The organism is Variovorax paradoxus (assembly GCF_024734665.1).
GTDB lineage: Bacteria > Pseudomonadota > Gammaproteobacteria > Burkholderiales > Burkholderiaceae_C > Variovorax.
Genome location: NZ_CP102931.1, coordinates 1,332,544 through 1,350,337, shown reverse-complemented (window position 1 = coordinate 1,350,337; position 17,794 = coordinate 1,332,544). Strand labels below are relative to the sequence as shown.

Sequence of the window (17,794 nt, the reverse complement as noted above, 5' to 3'; positions counted from 1 at the left end):
AATTTCTCGAATAGCTCAGGTATTCGCTGTGCCGCAGCGCCAATACACAAAGCTCTGACAGTCAGTCGCTGAAGCTCACGAGCGCTGCCCAAACTCCCGCGCATGCTCCACCGCGTACTTGATGAGTTCCGCCTGCCCCTCGATGCCCAGCCGCCGCTTGATGCTCTGCCGATGCGCCTCCACCGTGCGCACGCTCAGCCCCAGGTCGCGGGCAATCTGCTTGCTCGACTCGCCTCGCCCCAGCGCCGAAAGAATCTCGCTTTCGCGCGGCGTTAGCAGCGGCCGCGGCTCCTGCGTGCGAAACAGCTTCTTCGACACGGCCGGGCTCAAGAAGGTGCCGCCTGCCGACACGGCCTCGATGGCCGCGACTATCTCGGCCGCGGGCGCGTCTTTCAGCACGTAGCCGCGCGCGCCCACTTGCAGGGCCTTCTGCACGTACTCGGGGTTGTCGTACATGCTGAGCATCACGATGTGCGTTGCGGGCTGGCGTTGCAGCAGCAGGGCCGCAAGCTCGATGCCGTTCATGTCCTTCATGCCGACGTCCATCAGCATGAGGTCGGGTTGCACGCTGTCTACCAGTGCGAGCGCTTCGGCCGCGCTGCCGGCCTCGCCGACGATCTCCAGGTTGGGCATGGAGCCGAGCCGGGCGCGCAGGCCGTCGCGCACCAGCGGATGGTCGTCGACAAGAAAAAGCCTGATGGTCTTGGTCGTCGTCATGTGATGGATGCGGGCGCTTCTTCGGCAGCCCTTGCGCTGCGGGTCGGCACTTCGGCCTCGATGGATGTGCGCCCGGCGTTGCTGCACATGATGAGCCGCCCGCCAATGGCTTCCATGCGCTCGCGCATGTTGCGCAGGCCAATGCCGCGCCGGGGGTCGAGTTGCACGGCCTGTATGTCGAAGCCGGTGCCGTCGTCGCTCACCTCGAGCCGCACGCCTTCTTCTTCGTCGAAGTGCAGCGCAATGTTCACGTGCTGTGCATTCGCGTGCTTGCGCACGTTGGTCAGCGCCTCTTGCGTCAGGCGGAAGAGCGCGGTCTTCACTTCGGGCTGCAGCTCGAATGATTCGCCGCCCATCATCATCGACGCGTCGACGCCGCCCTCTTCCCTGAACTCGTCGACCAGCCGCTCCAGCGCGGCGGGCAGGCCCAGGGTGTCGAGCAAGGCGGGGCGCAGCCGGTGCGATATGCGGCGCACTTCAATCAGCGAATCGTTGAGCCGCTGCAGTGCCTTGGCCAGCGCGGGCGGCGTGGGCTGACGCTGGCGGTCGAGCGATTCGACTGCCGATTCGATCAGCAGCTTGGCCGACACCAGCGTCTGGCTGGTGCCGTCGTGCAGTTCGCGTGCGAGGTGGCCGCGCTCTTCTTCCTGCGACTGCACCACGCGCCGCGCGAGCAGGCGCAGCTTGGCTTCCGCGGTGCGGTGCTCGCTAAGGTTCAGCAGCAGGCCGGCGGCGCTGACCACGCCGAGGCACAGCGCGGCAATGCCGGCAATCCACAGCAGGGTGGCGGTAACGTTGGCGTTCATCTGCCGGTCGAGGGTGTCCATGGTCGACTGGATGTCGTCGAGGTACAGGCCGGTGCCGACCATCCAGTTCCAGCGCGGCATGGCGGTCACGTAGCCGAGCTTGGGCGCCATCTGCGCGCTCGACGGCTTGCGCCATTCGTATTCGACGTAGCCGCCGCCGTTTTCTTTCGCGCCCTTTATCAGCTCCTGAATGGTGTAGCGGCCGCGCGAGTCGCGCAGCTCCCACAGGTTCTGGCCAACCAGCTCGGGCTGGCGCGAGTGCATGAGGGAGTTGCCCTCCAGGTCGTACACGAAGAAGTAGCCGTCGTCGCCGTAGTTGAGCGAGGCCAGGCGGCGCAGCGCCTCGTTGCGGGTGGCTTCGTCGTCCTGGCCTGACTCGTACAGCGGCAGCAGGTTGCTCACGGCCAGTTCGACATAGCTGCGCAGCTCGCTGCGGCGCTGGTCCATGTAGCTGCGCTCGATGAGGGCTCGCTCGCGCTGGGCGAGGTCATGCTCCTGGTGGCGCACCGCGAGGGCCACCAGCACCAGTGCGATGAGCAAAGGTGCAACGGCCAGCGCAACGATCTTGGTGCGGAGATTCATCGGGTGGCAAGGCTACCACTGAGCACTTTCGCCCTGGCTCCCCCGTGGGGCCCGGGCGTTCAGCCTTGCGGGTTCATCGCAGGCAGCAAGCCTCGATCGCTCAAGGCGTCCAGCAACGCCTCCTGATCGGGCCCGCCTTCCAGTATCAGATCGAGCCTCTTTCCCGACTCCGGGCGAATGGTCAGGAAAGTGAATTCGTAGCCGATACCGCTCGCACGGCGACGGCTGACGCGCGCTCGCAGCAGGTCGAATTGCCAAGCACCGTCGATGCTGCGCAGCCGCGTACCGTCGAGTTCGAAGGCTCGCACTCGCGAATGCGAAAAGGTGCTGATCTGCGAGACAGGAATGGCCCAGACCAGCCACGCGATCAGTGGCATGAGCACGCAGAGGCCCACCATGGTTTTCATGAATCCTGCATCTGACACGTTGAGGAGCAACGCGATGCCTGCGGCGCCAGCCAACGCATACCCCGCCCAGATCCAGGCGAGAAAGCATCGCCAGCAAAAAACCATGGCGCGGCTTTGCAGAGTGCCCGTTCGCGTTGCCTTGACGCTGCTTCTCTGCGCGAGATAGTGGTTGATGACCGGCGCCAGTTCATCGACAGGTGCCGTCAGCATCAGCTTCCTGAATGGTCGTGTGTGAACGATCAGATAGTTGTCGCTGTCGGGAATCCCTTCGAGGGTCAGCACATCGATCCAATCGACATGGCCAAGCCCTTGCACGGAGAAACCGCCTTCGCCGATGTCGACGTGGGTGCATTCGTTGAACGGCTTTGCCTGGCCTTTGGCCGATTGCAGCCAATGCGTCTCGACCCAGATCCATGCACGCACGACGAACACCAGGCCCACCAGCCACAGCGCGATGAACGCAAGCATGATCACCATGCCAAGCGCGATGTACCACCCCTTCGCATCCGGGTCGATAGCCCACGACGCCGCACCGACGATCAATACGGAGTACGCCGTGCAAAGCAGCAAGATGGGCCAGATACCGCTCGCGTCGGTTTGGGTTACCTGAATGGACCGCGAAAAAATCGGCGAGCTCATTGAATGCAACGCAAAGCGAACGAGTCTACGGTCGTTTGCGTCTGCTACCTGCCGACGGCCACGGCCGAAGGTTGCTGGCGGAACTCGGTCGCGTAGTAGAGCAGCGCCAGCAGCACATAGCCGCCGCCCAGCAGGCACAGGCCGCTCCATCCGTGGAAGGCATACACCGCCGCCGCAATGCCCGAGGCCACCGCCGCGCAGATGAAGATGAAGGTCATGAACAGCCCGTTGAGCCGGCCGCGCAGCTCGGGCGCCAGCATGAACAGGCTGCGGAAGTTGAGCACCTGGCACAGCTGCACCGCCCCGTCGAGCAGGATGCCCGCCGCGACCAGCCCGGCCAGCGAGTGGTAGTGCATAGCGATTGCGCCGAGCACGAAGGAAAGCAGTGCGACGACGATGGCGGCTCCTGTGGCGGGCCGCGTCAACCCCCTGTCGGCCAGCCGGCCCGCCAGCGGTGCCATCAGCGCGCCGGCAGCACCGGCCAGCGCGAACAGCGCAATGCCGCGCTGCCCCATGCCGAACTCATGCACCAGCGCCAGCGGCACGGCCGTCCAGAAGGCCTGGAAGCCGGAGAACATCATTCCCTGGTAGAAGCCGCGCCGGCGCAGCAGCGGCGTGTTCCACACGATACCGGGGAGCGACGCCATGGTGCGCGCGTAGCCCACCGAGGCATGCGGCTGCCGCTGCGGCAGCACGCGCCACAGCACGGCGATGAGGGTGGCCATCAGCACGGCCGACAGCCAGAACACCGCGCGCCAGCCCAGCGCCGATGCCACCACGCTGGCAAAGGGCCGCGCCAGCATGATCCCGCCCAGCAGCCCGGCCATGATGTTGCCGACCACCTTGCCGCGCGTGGCCTCCGGCGCGAGGTGCGAGGCGAAGGGCAACAGCACCTGCGCCGCAACCGCGCATGTGCCAACCACGAAGGAGGCAGCCAGGAAGGTAACGGCCGAGTCCGAGAGCGCAATGCCCACCAGCCCGACGACCGCGCCGAACAGCGCGCCGACGATGAGCCTGCGGTTCTCGACCACGTCGGCCAGCGGCACCAGCAGCAGAAGGCCGGCGCCGTAGCCGAGCTGGGTGAGCGTCATGATCAGGCCGGCCAGCCCGGCGTGCAGCTGCAGCGTGTCGGAGATGGGGCCGATCAGCGGCTGGGCGTAGTAGATGTTGGCCACGCACAGGCCGCAGGCGATGGCGAAGACCAGCGTGAGCGCGGGCGTGAGGCCTGTTGCGGTCGAAGCGGCCGGAGAGGCTGTGGGAGCGGAAGAAGACACGAGGAGTCCCGGTTGCCAGTTGCGAAGGGGGGTGGGCTTAGGGGTTAACCCGAAGCCCGGGCACCTTAGCACGCAGGGCCGATTTCTGCAGGCGCGAGGTCAGTCCACGCTGGTGGGCCGGCCCGAGGCCACCCATGCGTCGAGCCCACCGGTCAGCGGCAGGGCCCGCCGCGCACCGCGCGCCAGCAGCACGCGTGCAGCCTGCGCGGCCGACACCTCGTTGGGGCAGTTGCAGTACAGCACCACGACGCGCCCGGAGGCATGCGACAGGTCGAGGCTGCGCTGCTGCAGCGCCTTGAGCGTGTACGCCTCTGCGCCCGGAATACGGCGCGGGTCGACCTGCATGCCGGCCTGGCCGCGCACGTCGATCACCAGCGGCGGCTCTTCCCCGCTCAGCAGTTCGTGCAACTCTTCCACCGAGATGCGCGGCATGCCCGTGAGCCGCATGAAGGCCCGCCGGCGCCAGTAGCGCACCGCAAGGATCACCAGCAACAGCACCGCCAGCGCGGCCGTGGCAATGCCGCCGGCCTGCGCCATGACGGCCAGCACTTCCTGGATCTGGTTGCGGAACACCCAGCCCAGCCCCAGGAAGAGGCCCGTCCAGACCAGCGCTGCGCCAATGTCGAAGCCGATGAAGCGCCGCACCGACATGCCCAGCGCCCCCGCCATGGGCGGCGCCACCACCGACACGCCCGGCACGAACTTGGCGGCCACGAGCGACATGCCACCCCAGTCGGTAATGAGCGATTCGCCGCGCCGCACGCAGGTGTCGGGCGACAGCGAGATGCGGCACAGCAGGCGCATGAAACGATAGCCGAAGCGCCGCCCGGCATAGAACCACGCACCGTCGCCCAGCAGGTTGGCGACGACCGCAGCCGCCACCACGCCGGGCACCGAGACATCGCCCGCCGCCAGCAGCGCGCCCGTCACCACCAGCACCGCAGCCGCCGGCACGGGCAGTCCGAGGCGTGCAGCAAAACTGGCGGCAAACACCACCAGGATCGCGTTCTGCACAAGCAAGGACATCAGCTGCGCCATGGCTGCCCTTGTCCGGATGCCGGAAGAATTTGCGGTGGTTGCGTGCGGTTCATGCGAACCGCGATTCTCGGGCATGGCCCAAGAACGTACTGGGCACAGGCCATTGGCAGGTGGCTTCAGCCAGCGAGTTTTTCAGGGGGGCGCGCCACGCTGAAACCAAAGGTGTTCAGGCCGCCTTCGCTCGATGCGCTCACCTGGCCTCCGTGCATGCTCGCCACCGCCTTCACGATGGCCAGCCCCAGCCCGTGGCCGTGGTGCTCGCCGCCGTCGTTGCGCGCGGCATCGACGCGGTAGAACCGGTCGAACAGGTGCTGCAAGTGCTGCTCGTCGATGGGCTCGCCGGGGTTCGACACGGTGATCCACGTCGAGACGGCCTCTTCGCGCAGCGTCACGGCAATCTGCGCGCCGGGCTTCGAATGCTCGATGGCGTTCTGCAGCAGGTTCGACATGGCGCGGCGAAACAGCGCGCTTTCAAGCCGTGCCTCGGCCAGCACGTCGCCCTCGATGGCGACCTGCGCACGCGTCTCGTCGAGCACGAACTCGAAGAACTCGATGGTCTTGCGCACTTCCTGCGCCACCGGCGTGAGCACCAGCCCGGTCGCCACTTCGCCGCGGTCGGCGCGCGCGAGGAACAGCATGTCGTTGACGATGGAGCGCACCCGCTCCAGGTCTTCGAGGTTGGCCTGCAGCACTTCTTGAAACTCGCCCGCGCTGCGCTGGCGCGACAGCGCTACCTGCGTACTGCCGATGAGGTTGGCCAGCGGAGTGCGCAGTTCGTGCGCCACGTCGGCGTTGAACGATTCGAGCTGGCCGTAGGCTTCTTCGAGCCGGTTCAGTGCGCCGTTGAAGGCCTCGGCCAGCGCCGAGAGCTCGACCGGCAGGGCTCCCCCCGACTGCAGCCGCTGCGACAAGGTCTTGGGCCGCAGCGCCTGCGCCTCGGCCGAAAGCCGCTCCAGCGGCCGCAGGCCCACGCGCGCGATCCAGTAGCCGGCAATGGCCACCACCAGCGCCGACCCCAGCCCGAGCGCGGCCAGCGCGGTCAGAAAGGTCTGGCGCGTGCGCGCATAGGGCTCGGTGTTGCGCCCGACGATCAGCCGCACGGCCGGCCGCTGCGCGTGGGGCTCGATGTGCACGGACAGCGTGCGAAACGGCCTCTCCTGCCCCGGCAGCACGACGCTGCTGGTGTGGCCGTTGGCCTCGCGCGTGAGGCCGTCGATTTCGGCCAGGCCCTTGCCGTACTGGAAGCGCGGATCGTCGCTGAGCACCCAGAAGCGCACGCTGCCGTCCTCCGGCGTGAGCGCGTCCATGCGCGCCTGCACGCGGGTCCAGCGCTCGGGGGTGTCGATGGCCTTGATCCAGAACTGCAGGCTCTTGAGCGTGGTGTCGAGCTCTTCGTACTGGTGCCGGTCAAGCTCGCGAATCAGCACCCTGTGCAGCGCGAAGCCGGTCAGCGCAAAGGTCGCGAGCGCCGCCGCGGCGAACATGATGACCAGCCGCGCGGTGATCGAGCGCTTCACGGTGCCGCGCCCTCCCCCTCGGCGGTGTTGCTGTCGCCGTCGCGCACTTCCATCACGTAGCCCATGCCGCGGATGGTGTGCAGCAGCTTGGGGCTGAAGGGCACGTCGATCTTGTCGCGCAGCCGCTTGATGGCCACCTCGACCACGTTGGTGTTGCTGTCGAAGTTCATGTCCCACACCAGCTCGGCGATGGCGGTCTTCGACAAAATTTCGCCCTGGCGCCTTGCCAGCACGGCGAGCAGCGCAAACTCCTTGGCCGTGAGGTCGATGCGCGTGCTGCCACCACCACTGCCACGAGAAGCCTTGCGCGCGAGCAGGTCGATCTGCAGGTCGGCAATGCGCAGCTGCATCGGCTCCTGCTTGCGGCCACGCCGGTTCAGCGCCTGCAGCCGCGCCAGCAGTTCAAGAAACGAAAAGGGCTTGACGAGGTAGTCGTCCGCGCCTTCGTGCAGGCCCTTGATGCGGTCTTCCACGCTGTCGCGCGCGGTGAGCATGATGACCGGCGTCTGCTTCACGGCACGCAGCGCGCGCAGCACCGAGAAGCCGTCCTGCCCCGGCAGCATCACGTCGAGCACGATCACGTCGTAGTCGTGTGTGAGCGCCAGGTGCTGGCCGTCGATGCCGTTGTGCGCCATGTCGACGGCGCAGCCCTGCTCGGTCAACCCCTTGGAGAGGTAGTCCGCGGTTCTCAGCTCGTCTTCGACTATCAGGATCTTCATGGCTTTTTTGTCTCTGTCTCCGTCCCTGTCCGTGGTGTCAGCCGGTGCTCATCAGTGCGCCTCGGCCGGCACCGGGGCCTTGCCTTCCTTCGCTGCCTTGCGGGCCTTGCGCGCTTCCTTGCGGTTCATGTACCAGTAGTGGGCACGGTCGAGGTACAGGTAGACCACCGGGGTGGTGAACAGGGTGAGTGCCTGCGAGAGTATCAGCCCGCCGACCATCGCGTAGCCCAGCGGCCGGCGCAGCTCGGAGCCCGAACCGTGGCCCAGCATCAGCGGCAGGCCCGAGAGCAGCGCGCACATGGTGGTCATCATGATCGGGCGGAAGCGCAGCAGGCAGGCCTGGTAGATGGCGTCGTGCGGCGACATGCCCTGCTCGCGCTCGGCCTTGAGCGCAAAGTCGATCATCATGATGCCGTTTTTCTTCACGATGCCGATCAGCAGGATGATGCCGATCAGCGCGATCACGCTCAGGTCGTAGCCGCCCGCCATCAGTATCAGCAAGGCTCCCACGCCGGCCGAGGGCAGCGTCGACAGAATGGTGAGCGGGTGGATGTAGCTCTCGTACAGCAGGCCCAGCACGATGTACACCGCCACCAGCGCAGCCGCGATCAGGTAAGGCTGCGAGGCCAGCGAATCTTGAAAGGCCTGCGCCGTTCCCTGGAACGAACCGGTGAGCGACTGCGGCAGCCCCATCTCGGCCTGCGCCTTGTTGATGGCGTTCACCGCATCGCCCAGCGCATGGCCCGGCGCGAGGTTGAACGAGATGGTCACCGCCGGGAACTGCCCCTGGTGGCTGATCGACAGGTAGGCCGTCTTGCTGGTGTCCACCTTCACGAAGCTCGACAGCGGCACCTGCTGGCCGGTGAGCGGCGAGTTGAGGTACAGCTTGCTGAACAGCGCCGGGTCCTGCTGCAGCTCGGGCGTTACCTCCAGCACCACGTGGTAGCTGTTGAGCTGCGTGAAGTACTGCGCCACCTGGCGCTGGCCGATGGCGTCGTACAGCGTGGCGTCGATGGTGGCCGGAGAAATGCCGAAGCTCGACGCGCGGTCGCGGTCGATGGTGAGCACGGCGGAAGCCGCGGCGTTCTGCTGGTCGGAGGCCAGGTCGGTAATTTCGGGCAGTTGCTTGAAGCGCGCGAGCAACTGGGGCGCCCAGGTGTTGAGCTCGTCGAGGTTCGCGTCGGTCACCGTGTATTGGTACTGCGTGCGCGAGGCGCGTCCGCCCACGCGAATATCTTGCCCGGCCTGCAGGAACAGGTTCACGCCCTGCACCTTGGCGAGCTGCGGGCGCAGGCGCGTGATGATCTCGTCGGCGGTGGCGGTGCGGCCTTCGTCCTTCGGCTTGAGGCTGATGAAGAAGTTGCCGGTGTTGTAGGTGGACGAGCTGCCGTTCATGCCGAAGCCGGTTACGTCAGGGTCCTTGCGCACCACGTCGGCCAGCTCGAGCATGCGGGCGTTCATCGACGCGAAGGATGCGTCTTGAGCCGATTCGGCAAAGCCCGAGATGAAGCCGGTGTCCTGCTGCGGGAAGAAACCTTTCGGGATGATCGCGAACAGCACGCCGGTGGCGGCCACCGTGGCAATGAACACCATCAGCGTGATGAACTGGTGATCGAGCACCACGTGCAGCCCGCGCTTGTAGCCGTTGAGCATGGCGTCGAAGCCGCGCTCGAACAGCTGGTACAGGCGCCCGTGCTTGTTGCCGTGCTCGTTCTTCAAAAAGCGCGAGCACAGCATGGGCGTGAGCGTGAGCGAGATGACCACGCTCACCACGATGGTGAGCGTGACCGTCACCGCGAACTCGCGGAAGAGGCGCCCCACGATGCCGCCCATGAGCAGCAGCGGAATGAACACCGCCACCAGCGACACCGAGATCGAGATGATGGTGAAGCCGATTTCGCTCGCGCCCTTGTAGGCGGCCTCGACGGCCGACATGCCCTCTTCGACGTAGCGGTAGATGTTCTCGAGCATCACGATGGCGTCGTCCACCACGAAGCCGACCGCGATGGTCAGCGCCATGAGCGAGAGGTTGTCGAGGCTGTAGCCCAGCAGGTACATCACGGCCACCGTGCCCAGCAGCGCGAGCGGCACGGTCACGCTGGGAATGAGCGTGGCCGGCACATTGCGCAGGAACACGAAGATCACAGCCACCACGAGCGCGATGGTCAGCAGCAGCGTGAACTCCACGTCTTTCACCGAGGCGCGAATGGTCTGCGTGCGGTCGATGATGGCGTTGACGTCCACCGTGGGCGGAATCGACGCCTTCAGCCGCGGCAGCGCGGCGTTGATGCGGTCTACCGTTTCGATGACGTTGGCGCCGGGCTGCTTGGTGATGGCGAGCACGATGGAGCGGCCGTTCTGCACGTTGCTGCCCTCGGGCGCGGCGGCACCTGCGTAGGCCCAGCCGGCGATCTTGGCGTTCTCGGGGCCATCGACCGCCACGCCCAGGTCGCGCACGCGAATGGGCGCGCCGTTGCGGTAGGCCAGCACCACGTCGTTCCATGGCTGCGCCTTCAGCAGCTGGTCGTTGGTGTAGACGGTAAAGCTCTGGTTGGGCCCGTCGATGGTGCCCTTGGGCGCATTGACGGTGGCCGAGGCAAGCACGGTGCGCACGTCTTCCAGGCTCAGGCCCAGCGCGGCGAGCTTGGCCGGGTCGACCTGGATGCGCACGGCCGGCTTCTGCACGCCGCCGATGTTGACCAGGCCCACGCCGGAGATCTGCGAGATCTGCTGCGCGAGGATGTTGTCGGCGTAGTCGTTCACCTCGGTGAGCGGCAGCGTCTTCGACTGCACCGAAAGAATCAGGATGGGCGCGTCGGCCGGGTTCACCTTGCGGAAGGTGGGCGGGCTCGGCAGGTTGGCGGGCAGCTGGCCGGTGGATGCGTTGATGGCCGCCTGCACGTCGAGCGCGGCGGCGTCGATGCTGCGGTCGAGATCGAACTGCAGCGTGATCTGCGTGGAGCCCAGGCCGCTGGTGGACGTCATCTGCGACAGCCCCGCGATCAGCGAGAACTGCCGCTCCAGCGGCTGTGCGACGTTGGAGGCCATGGTCTCGGGACTGGCGCCCGGCAGGTTGGCCGAAACCTGGATGGTCGGAAAGTCGACCTGCGGCAGCGGCGCCACCGGCAGCAGCGGAAACACCGCCGCACCGACCAGCAGGATGGCCAGCGCCAGCAGCGTAGTGCCGATGGGGCGCTTGATGAATGCGGCGGAGATGCTCAATTGCTGCTCCCGCTGGCGACCTTCTTGCCATCTTTGCCATCTGCACTCTTGGCAGCGGGCGGTGGCTCGACGATGGTGACGCCGGGCTTGAGCTTGTACTGGCCGTCGACCACCACGCGCTGGCCGGCCGTCAGGCCCTTGTCGATCACTGCCGTGCCGTCGGCGATCTGCACGACGTGCACGGGCACGTTCTCGGCCTTGTTCTCGGCGTCGACCACCCAGACGTAGGTGTTGTCCTGTCCGCGCTGCACTGCCGCTGCGGGCACGGTGAGCGAATCAGGCCGGCGGTCGAGCTGCAGCCGCACGTTGACGTACTGGCCGGGCCACAGCGTGTGCTGCGGGTTGGCGAAGCTGCCCTTGAGCTGCACGGTGCCGCTGGTGGTGTCGATCTGGTTGTTCAGCAAGATCAGCTTGCCGGTGCCCAGCATCTGCGCGCCACTGCGATCAAAGGCCACCACGGAGAGCGGCTGCGCGCTTTGCTGCTGCACGCGGTTGATGTCCTGCACCGCGTCTTCAGGCAGCGTGAACTGCACGGCAATGGGGTCGATCTGGTTGATGACGACGAGGCCGCTGGTATCGGTCGCGTGAACGATGTTGCCCGGGTCCACCAGCCGCGCGCCGACGCGGCCGTTCATGGGCGACGAGATGCGCGTGAAGCTCAGCTGCACCTCGGCGTATTGCACCTGCGCGGCGTCGTTCTGCACGGTGGCTTCGAGCTGGTTGACGAGAGCCTTCTGCGTATCGACCTGCTGCTGCGTGGCGGCGTCTTGCGAGAGCAGCGTGGTGTAGCGCTTGAGGTCGGCGCGCGCATTGACGAGCGTGGCCTGGTCCTTGGCCCTGGTGGCCTGCGCCTGCGCGAGCTGGGCCTGCAGCGTGCGCGGATCGAGCTGCGCGAGCAGCTGACCGGCCTTCACGTCCTGCCCTTCGACAAAACCGACCTTGTCGAGCTGGCCGTCGATGCGCGCCTTGACGGTAACGGTGGCCATCGAGGCGACGGTGCCGATGCCCGAGCGGTAGACCTGCACGGTCTGCGGCGTGACGCGTGCGGTGGTCACCTGCACCGGCGGAGTCTTGGGCGTATCAGGCTTGGCTGCGTTGGCGGCCTGGTGGGTGAGCGCCCAGGCGCCGCCGCCCAGCACGACCACGAGCGTGGCGGCCGCGAGCCAGGTGGAGCGGCGTTGGAACAGGGGGTGCGTTGTGGTGGTGTCTGCGGTCGTCGTCATGGCGTCAATTTCCGGAAGTCTTTTGTGCGGCATCTGCAGCGGCGGCAACAGCGTCGGCGGCATTCCAGCCGCCGCCCGTGGCCGCGATCAGCGAGACGCTGGCGGCCAGCTGGCGGCCGAGCACCTGCGCGGCGGTGCGCTGGTTGGTGAGCGAGAGCGTCTGCGCCGTCACCACGCTGAGATAGGTGGCAGTGCCGGCGCGGTACTGGCTCAGGGCCAGCCGCTCGGCGAGTTGCGCGGCGCGCACCGCATCGGCCTGCAGGGCGGATTCGCTGTCGAGCACGCGCAGGGTGGCAAGGTTGTCTTCGACCTGCTGGAAGCCGCCGAGCACGGTCTGCTTGTATTGCGCGACCGAGGCGTCGTAGGTAGCCACGGCCTGGTCGGTGTGCGCCTTGCGCAAGCCGCCGTCGAACACGGTCTGCGCCAGCGCCGCGCCGAGCGACCACACGCGACTGGGCGTGTTGAAGAGCGTGGACAGGCTGGCAGCGCTGAAGCCGCCGCTGGCGCTGAGCACGATCTGCGGGAAGTACGCGGCCTTGGCCACGCCGATGTTGGCGTTGGCCGCCTGCACGCGGCGCTCGGCGCCGGCGATGTCGGGACGGCGTTCGAGCAATTCAGAAGGCAGGCCCGTGGGCGTGACCGGGAGCTGCACGCGCAATGCAGCGGCTGAAGAAAATGTTTCGGCCGTGGGCGCCTGCGACGCCGATTCGAGCGGCGGCAGCGAGAACGACGCAGGCGCCTGCCCCGTCAGCACCGCGATGGCGTGTTCGAGCAGGGCGCGCTGGGCGTCGAGGTCCACGGCCTGGGCCTGCGCCGTCTTGAGCTGGCTCTCAGCCAGTGCCACATCGGAGCGCAGCACGGTGCCGGCCGCGTACTGGTGCTGCGTGAGTTCGAGCGCCTTGGCATAGGCGGTGGTGGTACTGGCGTACAGGTCGCGCTGCAGGTCGATCACGCGGATCTGCAAATAGTCTTGCGCGAGCGTGGTCTGAATGCTGAGCCGCGCGCCTGCGAGGTCGTCGGCGCTGGCCTGCTCGCTCGCGCTGCCGGCCTCGACCGAGCGGCGCACCGCGCCCCAGATGTCGGGCTCCCAGCTTGCAGCGAGGCCGAGGGTGTCGGTAGTGCCTAGCTTGACGGTGCCGGTGCTGTTCGACTGCGCACGGGTGGCACCGGCGTTGATGCCGACGGTCGGGAAGAAGTTGGCGCGCGCCGCCGCTGTGATGGCCTGCGCCTCGCGGTACTGGGCCTCGGCGACGCGGATGTTCTGGTTGGCCGTGTTGGCCTGCACGATCAGCGCGCTGAGGGTGCTGTCGCCGTAGGCATCCCACCAGGGGTGGTTGGCGTCGATGGTCTGCGGGGCAGCGGTTTTCCAGGGGCCGCCGGTTTCCTTGTAGGCGACCGGCACGTCCATCTGCGGGCGGACGTAGTCGGGGCCGACAGCGCAGCCTGCGAGGACCATGACGGCCAGCGCGAGGACCGCGCGCGAGAGAGGAGGTACGTCGGGAAGAACCATGATGAGGGCACTCTAGGCACCCTCATCAAACCCCTCGCTGTCGGTTAACTGACAGTTCTGACAGTTTCAGGTTGTCAGCGCGGGGCGTCGCCCTTGCGGTACTCGGCGGTCAGCTCGTCGAGCTTCTGCTTGAGCGCCGGATCGAGCTTGTACTCGGCGGCAGCCAGCGTCGCGTCGAGCTGGTCGGGCCGGCTCGCGCCGAGCAGCGGCGCGGTGATCAGCGGATTCGCCATCACCCACGCCACGGCCAATGTCGCCAGCGGAACACCGGCCTCGTCCGCCAGCTTGTGCAGCTGCGTCACAGTGTTGAAGCTGCGCTCGTTCCAGTAGCGGTCCTGGTACATGTTGCCCGCGGTGCCGAGCGTGAAGCGGGTGTTCTCTTCCGGCTTCGCTCCCGGCTTGTACTTGCCGGTCAGCAGGCCGCCTGCCAGCGGGTTGTAGGGAATCACGCCCAGCCCTTCCTCGCCAACCAGCGGCAGCAGCTCGCGTTCGATCTCGCGGAACAGCAGGCTGTAGCGCGGCTGCACCGACACGTACCGCGTGAGCTTGTGCAGCTCGGCCTTGCCCAGCGCGCGCGCCAAGCGATAGGCCAGGAAGTTCGACACGCCGATGTAGCGCGCTCGCCCCGACTTCACGATGACGTCGAGCGCCTCCAGGCTTTCTTCGAGCGGCGTCTCGCGGTCGTCGCTGTGCAGCTGGTACAGATCGACGTGGTCGGTCTGCAGCCGCTTGAGCGAGGCGTCGATGGCGTCCAGCAGGTGCTTGCGCGACGCGCCCTGGTCCCAGCTGTTGGGGCCGACCTTGCCGACCGCCTTGGTGGCGACGACGAAACGGCGGCGGCCCGTGGGGCCCTGCTTCTGCAGCCAGCGGCCGATGATTTCTTCGGTGCGGCCGGTGGTTTCGACGGTGCCGCCGAGCGGGTACACGTCGGCGGTGTCGAGGAAGTTGATGCCGCCTTCGGCAGCCTTGTCGAGGATCTGGTGCGATACCGTCTCGTCGGTCTGCAGGCCGAAGGTCATGGTGCCGAGGGCGAGGCGGGACACGGTGAGGCCCGTGCGGCCGAGACGGGTGGTGGGAATGCTCATGGTGTTTTCGCTCTGCGAGGGTGAGGAAAGGGCGGCGGCCATCATAGACACGGCCGCGTAATCCTGCAGGCGAGTGGCCGTTTCAGGTGCTTTCGGCGTGCACGCCGGGCGCGCCGCGCTCGACCGAGAAGCAGGCCATGGGGCCGACCGGCGAATCGGCCGCCTTTTCGTCGTCCACCGCGCGGAACTCGACCGCGCAGCCGCGCGCGTCGAGCGTCATCAGCGCATAGCCGCGCTTGTCGGCCCGGCCGTAGCGCAGGTGCGGGTTCTTCGCGAGCATGTTCGCCACGCTGGCGGCGCCCGGCCCTTCGGAGGTAATGGCGCCGCCGACGAACTCGGTGGCCACCACCGGCCCTTGCTGCGCCTCGCGCCGCAGGTCGGCGGCCCAGAAGGCGTGCACGTCGCCGCTGACGACCAGCGCGTTGCCGCCGCGCGACTTGTGCGCGGCCAGGCCGTCGAGCAGGCGCGCGCGGGCCGCGACGTAACCGTCCCAGCCGTCCATCCAGTAGCCGTGCTCAGGGCCGCGCTTGCGGTCGGCCTCGGCGAGCAGCGTGGGCTGCGCGAGCACGGTCCAGCGCGCGGGTGGCGCGGCAAGCTCGCGCGCGAGCCATGCCTCCTGCGCCGCGCCGAAGAAGCTGCGCTCGGGGGCGAGCCGGTCAGGGCAATCGGCCAGCGGCGAGGCGCTGCGGCCCGCGAGGCAGGCGTGGTGCGAGCGGTACTGGCGCCCGTCGGTCAGCAGCACGTCGAGCATGCGACCGAAGCGATGGCGGCCGTAGATGGTGGCATCGGCGCCGCGCGGGCGCATGCTGGTGGGCACGGGCATGTGCTCGTACCAGGCCTGGTAGGCGGCCGCGCGGATCGCGAGGAACTGCGCGGGGTCGATGGTGCGTGGCGACACGTCATTGGTGTAGTCGTTGGCCACCTCGTGGTCGTCCCAGGTCACGAGCCAGGGGAAGGCGGCGTGTGCGGCCTGCAGCTGCGGGTCGGTCTTGTAGAGCGCGTAGCGGTCGCGGAACTGGGGCAGTTGCGTGGGGATGCCGCCCTCGTGACGCCGCACCTGATGCGAAGTACGGGAGCTCTCGTAGATGTAGTCGCCCAGGTGCACGACAAAGTCGAGCGGCTGCGCAGCCATGTCGCGGTAGGCGGCGTAGTAGCCCTGTTCGTAGTGCTGGCAGGACGCGAACGCGAAGCGCAGTGGTTGCGAGGCTTCGTCGGTGTCGGCAGGTGCGGTGCGCGTGCGGCCGACGGGGCTGCGCGCGCCGCCGGCCGTGAAGCGGTACCAGTACGGGCGGCCCGGCGACAGGCCTTGCACCTCGACGTGCACCGAATGCGCGAGTTCAGCCGTCGCGGTGGCCGCGCCCTTGGCCACGACGCGTCTGAAGCTGTCGTCGTCCGCGACCTCCCAGCGCACCTCGACCGGCGCATCGCCCATGCCGCCGCCTTGCAAGGGCTCGGGCGCCAGCCTCGTCCAGAGCACGAAGCCGTCGGGGCGTGGTGTGCCCGAGGCCACGCCCAGCGTGAACAACAACTCGCGCGACGCCGGTTGCGCATTCAGCCTGAGGAAGGGATGGCCCAGCGAAGCGGCCGCCAGCCCGCTGCACAGCAGGCGTCGGCGCGAGAGTTTTTCCACCGTCATCTACACGCGATATCTGCATTGATCATCCGCTGCAATGTCGTCCGGTTCACTCGCTCCTGTCAATCGGGAAGCCGGTCACGACCGGGGCTGCGCCGCCACCACGGTGACCCGCGCCGTCATGTACGGGTGCACCGAACAGACGTAGTCGTACACGCCCGGCTTGTCGAAGCTGCGGACGAAAGCCTTGCCGGGCAGCAGCAGGTCGATGCCCGTCGAGCCGTCCTTGAAGACCACGCCGTGCGGCGCGCCGTCGTCGTTCTGCCAGGTCACGCGCTCGCCGGCCTTGACGGTGATCTGCGCGGGCTCGAAGGCGAAGTTGCGGATAGCCACGTGGCTGGAGCCACCGGCGTGCGCGGCCTCGGTCGCCGCGACTCGCTGCACCGCGACCTTGCGCGGCGCATTGCCCACCGCCACCGTGTGCACCGGTCCGCCCGCGAGATCGACCACGCTGACATCGTTCGAGCCTTCGTTGCTGACCCACAGCTTCTTGCCGTCCGCCGACAGATCGAGCCAGTGCGGCTGCTTGCCCACGCCGATGCTGCGCACCGCAGCGCGCGTGGCCGGGTCGAACAGCATGACTTCGCCCGGGCCCTGCACTACCACCACGCCGCTGGCCATTCCGGCGAAGTGCTGGGCGATGTGCGGCGACACGCCCGTGGGAACCGGCGCGCTCCACTGGTTGGTGGCGGGGTCGAGCACCTGCACCGCGGGCACGCCGGCCAGCGTGAGGTAAAGCGCCTTGCCGTCGTGGCCGAACTCCAGGTCGCGCGGTGGCTTGTCGAGCGGGATCTCGGTGACCACGCTGCGGGTAGCCATGTCGATCACGACCAGCGCGAAATGGCCGGGCTCCTGCGACGCGACGTAGGCCTGACGCCCGTCGGGCCGGATGGCGATGGTGTGCGGCTTGGGCACCGGCACGGTGGCGCTCACGCCATGGGCCGTGGTGTCGACGAAGGCCACGCGGTCGTCGCCGTTGACGGCCACCAGCAGCCACTTGCCGTCCGCCGTCATGGCCAAACCTTGCGGGCCTTTGCCGACGTCGATGTTGCGCGCAACGCGGTCAGTTGAAGCGTCGATCTCGCTCACGGTCGAAGCACTGGAGCCGCTGACGAACACGCTTCGCCCGCCCGGCGCGACCATGATGCCGTCCGGCCCGGCCGCCACCGGCACGGTGGCGACGACGCGCTCGGTGCCGGTGTCGATCACGCTGACGGTGCTGTCCTTGAAGTTGCCGACGTAGGCCTTGGGCCCGGCGGCCAGGGCGGGAGCGGCCGAGGCGGCCAGGGCCGAGAGCAGTACGAGGATGCGTGCGAAACCGGGAATGGCGAGCATGGTGAAAACCTCCTGGGGAATTGAACGGAAGCAAGCAGAATCCGCACAGGGCATGACGCATGGCGTGCCCTGCTTATTCCACGTGGG

At 67.6% G+C, this 17,794-nt stretch carries 13 protein-coding genes; all 13 read right to left on the bottom strand.

All coding sequences use genetic code 11. The features are described from left to right. Positions 1–75: 75 nt before the first annotated feature. Positions 76–717 carry a response regulator transcription factor gene (locus NWF24_RS06375; RefSeq protein ID WP_258353455.1) on the bottom strand — a complete coding sequence of 214 codons (642 nt, stop codon included), beginning with the start codon at positions 715–717 and terminating at the stop codon, positions 76–78. Further along, on the bottom strand, positions 714–2,105 hold the full coding sequence (locus tag NWF24_RS06370; RefSeq protein ID WP_258353454.1) for a cache domain-containing protein: 1,392 nt from the start codon (positions 2,103–2,105) through the stop codon (positions 714–716). The genes NWF24_RS06375 and NWF24_RS06370 overlap by 4 nt, the downstream gene beginning before the upstream one ends. Positions 2,106–2,164: 59 nt before the next feature. Beyond that, positions 2,165–3,151 carry a hypothetical protein gene (locus NWF24_RS06365; protein ID WP_258353453.1) on the bottom strand — a complete coding sequence of 329 codons (987 nt, stop codon included), beginning with the start codon at positions 3,149–3,151 and terminating at the stop codon, positions 2,165–2,167. A 44-nt stretch (positions 3,152–3,195) separates the two neighbouring features. After that, positions 3,196–4,425 (bottom strand): MFS transporter, encoded by a 1,230-nt coding sequence (locus tag NWF24_RS06360; protein WP_258353452.1) that lies wholly within the window; start codon positions 4,423–4,425, stop codon positions 3,196–3,198. 99 nt (positions 4,426–4,524) lie between these two features. Continuing rightward, positions 4,525–5,451 (bottom strand): VTT domain-containing protein, encoded by a 927-nt coding sequence (locus NWF24_RS06355; protein WP_258353451.1) that lies wholly within the window; start codon positions 5,449–5,451, stop codon positions 4,525–4,527. A 128-nt stretch (positions 5,452–5,579) separates the two neighbouring features. Beyond that, positions 5,580–6,980 carry a heavy metal sensor histidine kinase gene (locus NWF24_RS06350; protein ID WP_258353450.1) on the bottom strand — a complete coding sequence of 467 codons (1,401 nt, stop codon included), beginning with the start codon at positions 6,978–6,980 and terminating at the stop codon, positions 5,580–5,582. Continuing rightward, positions 6,977–7,699, bottom strand: a complete 723-nt coding sequence (locus NWF24_RS06345; RefSeq protein WP_258353449.1) for a heavy metal response regulator transcription factor — start codon at positions 7,697–7,699, stop codon at positions 6,977–6,979. The genes NWF24_RS06350 and NWF24_RS06345 overlap by 4 nt, the downstream gene beginning before the upstream one ends. 51 nt (positions 7,700–7,750) lie before the next feature. Further along, positions 7,751–10,921 (bottom strand): efflux RND transporter permease subunit, encoded by a 3,171-nt coding sequence (locus NWF24_RS06340; RefSeq protein WP_258353448.1) that lies wholly within the window; start codon positions 10,919–10,921, stop codon positions 7,751–7,753. Next, entirely contained in the window at positions 10,918–12,144 is a 1,227-nt protein-coding gene (locus tag NWF24_RS06335; protein ID WP_258353447.1) for an efflux RND transporter periplasmic adaptor subunit, read from the bottom strand. Before NWF24_RS06335 ends, NWF24_RS06340 begins: the two co-directional genes overlap by 4 nt. Positions 12,145–12,148: 4 nt before the next feature. Further along, entirely contained in the window at positions 12,149–13,654 is a 1,506-nt protein-coding gene (locus NWF24_RS06330) for an efflux transporter outer membrane subunit (RefSeq protein WP_258353446.1), read from the bottom strand. Between the two features lie 74 nt (positions 13,655–13,728). Then, complete coding sequence (locus NWF24_RS06325; RefSeq protein ID WP_093058623.1) at positions 13,729–14,739, bottom strand: aldo/keto reductase; 1,011 nt, start codon at positions 14,737–14,739, stop codon at positions 13,729–13,731. A gap of 82 nt (positions 14,740–14,821) precedes the next feature. Then, positions 14,822–16,375: an alkaline phosphatase D family protein gene (locus NWF24_RS06320; RefSeq protein WP_258353445.1), complete on the bottom strand. Its 1,554-nt coding sequence runs from the start codon at positions 16,373–16,375 to the stop codon at positions 14,822–14,824. Positions 16,376–16,450: 75 nt separating this feature from the next. Beyond that, the gene (locus tag NWF24_RS06315; RefSeq protein ID WP_258353444.1) at positions 16,451–17,707 is read right to left on the bottom strand and encodes a YVTN family beta-propeller repeat protein; all 1,257 of its coding nucleotides are present in this window, start codon (positions 17,705–17,707) and stop codon (positions 16,451–16,453) included. Between the last annotated feature and the right edge of the window lie 87 nt (positions 17,708–17,794).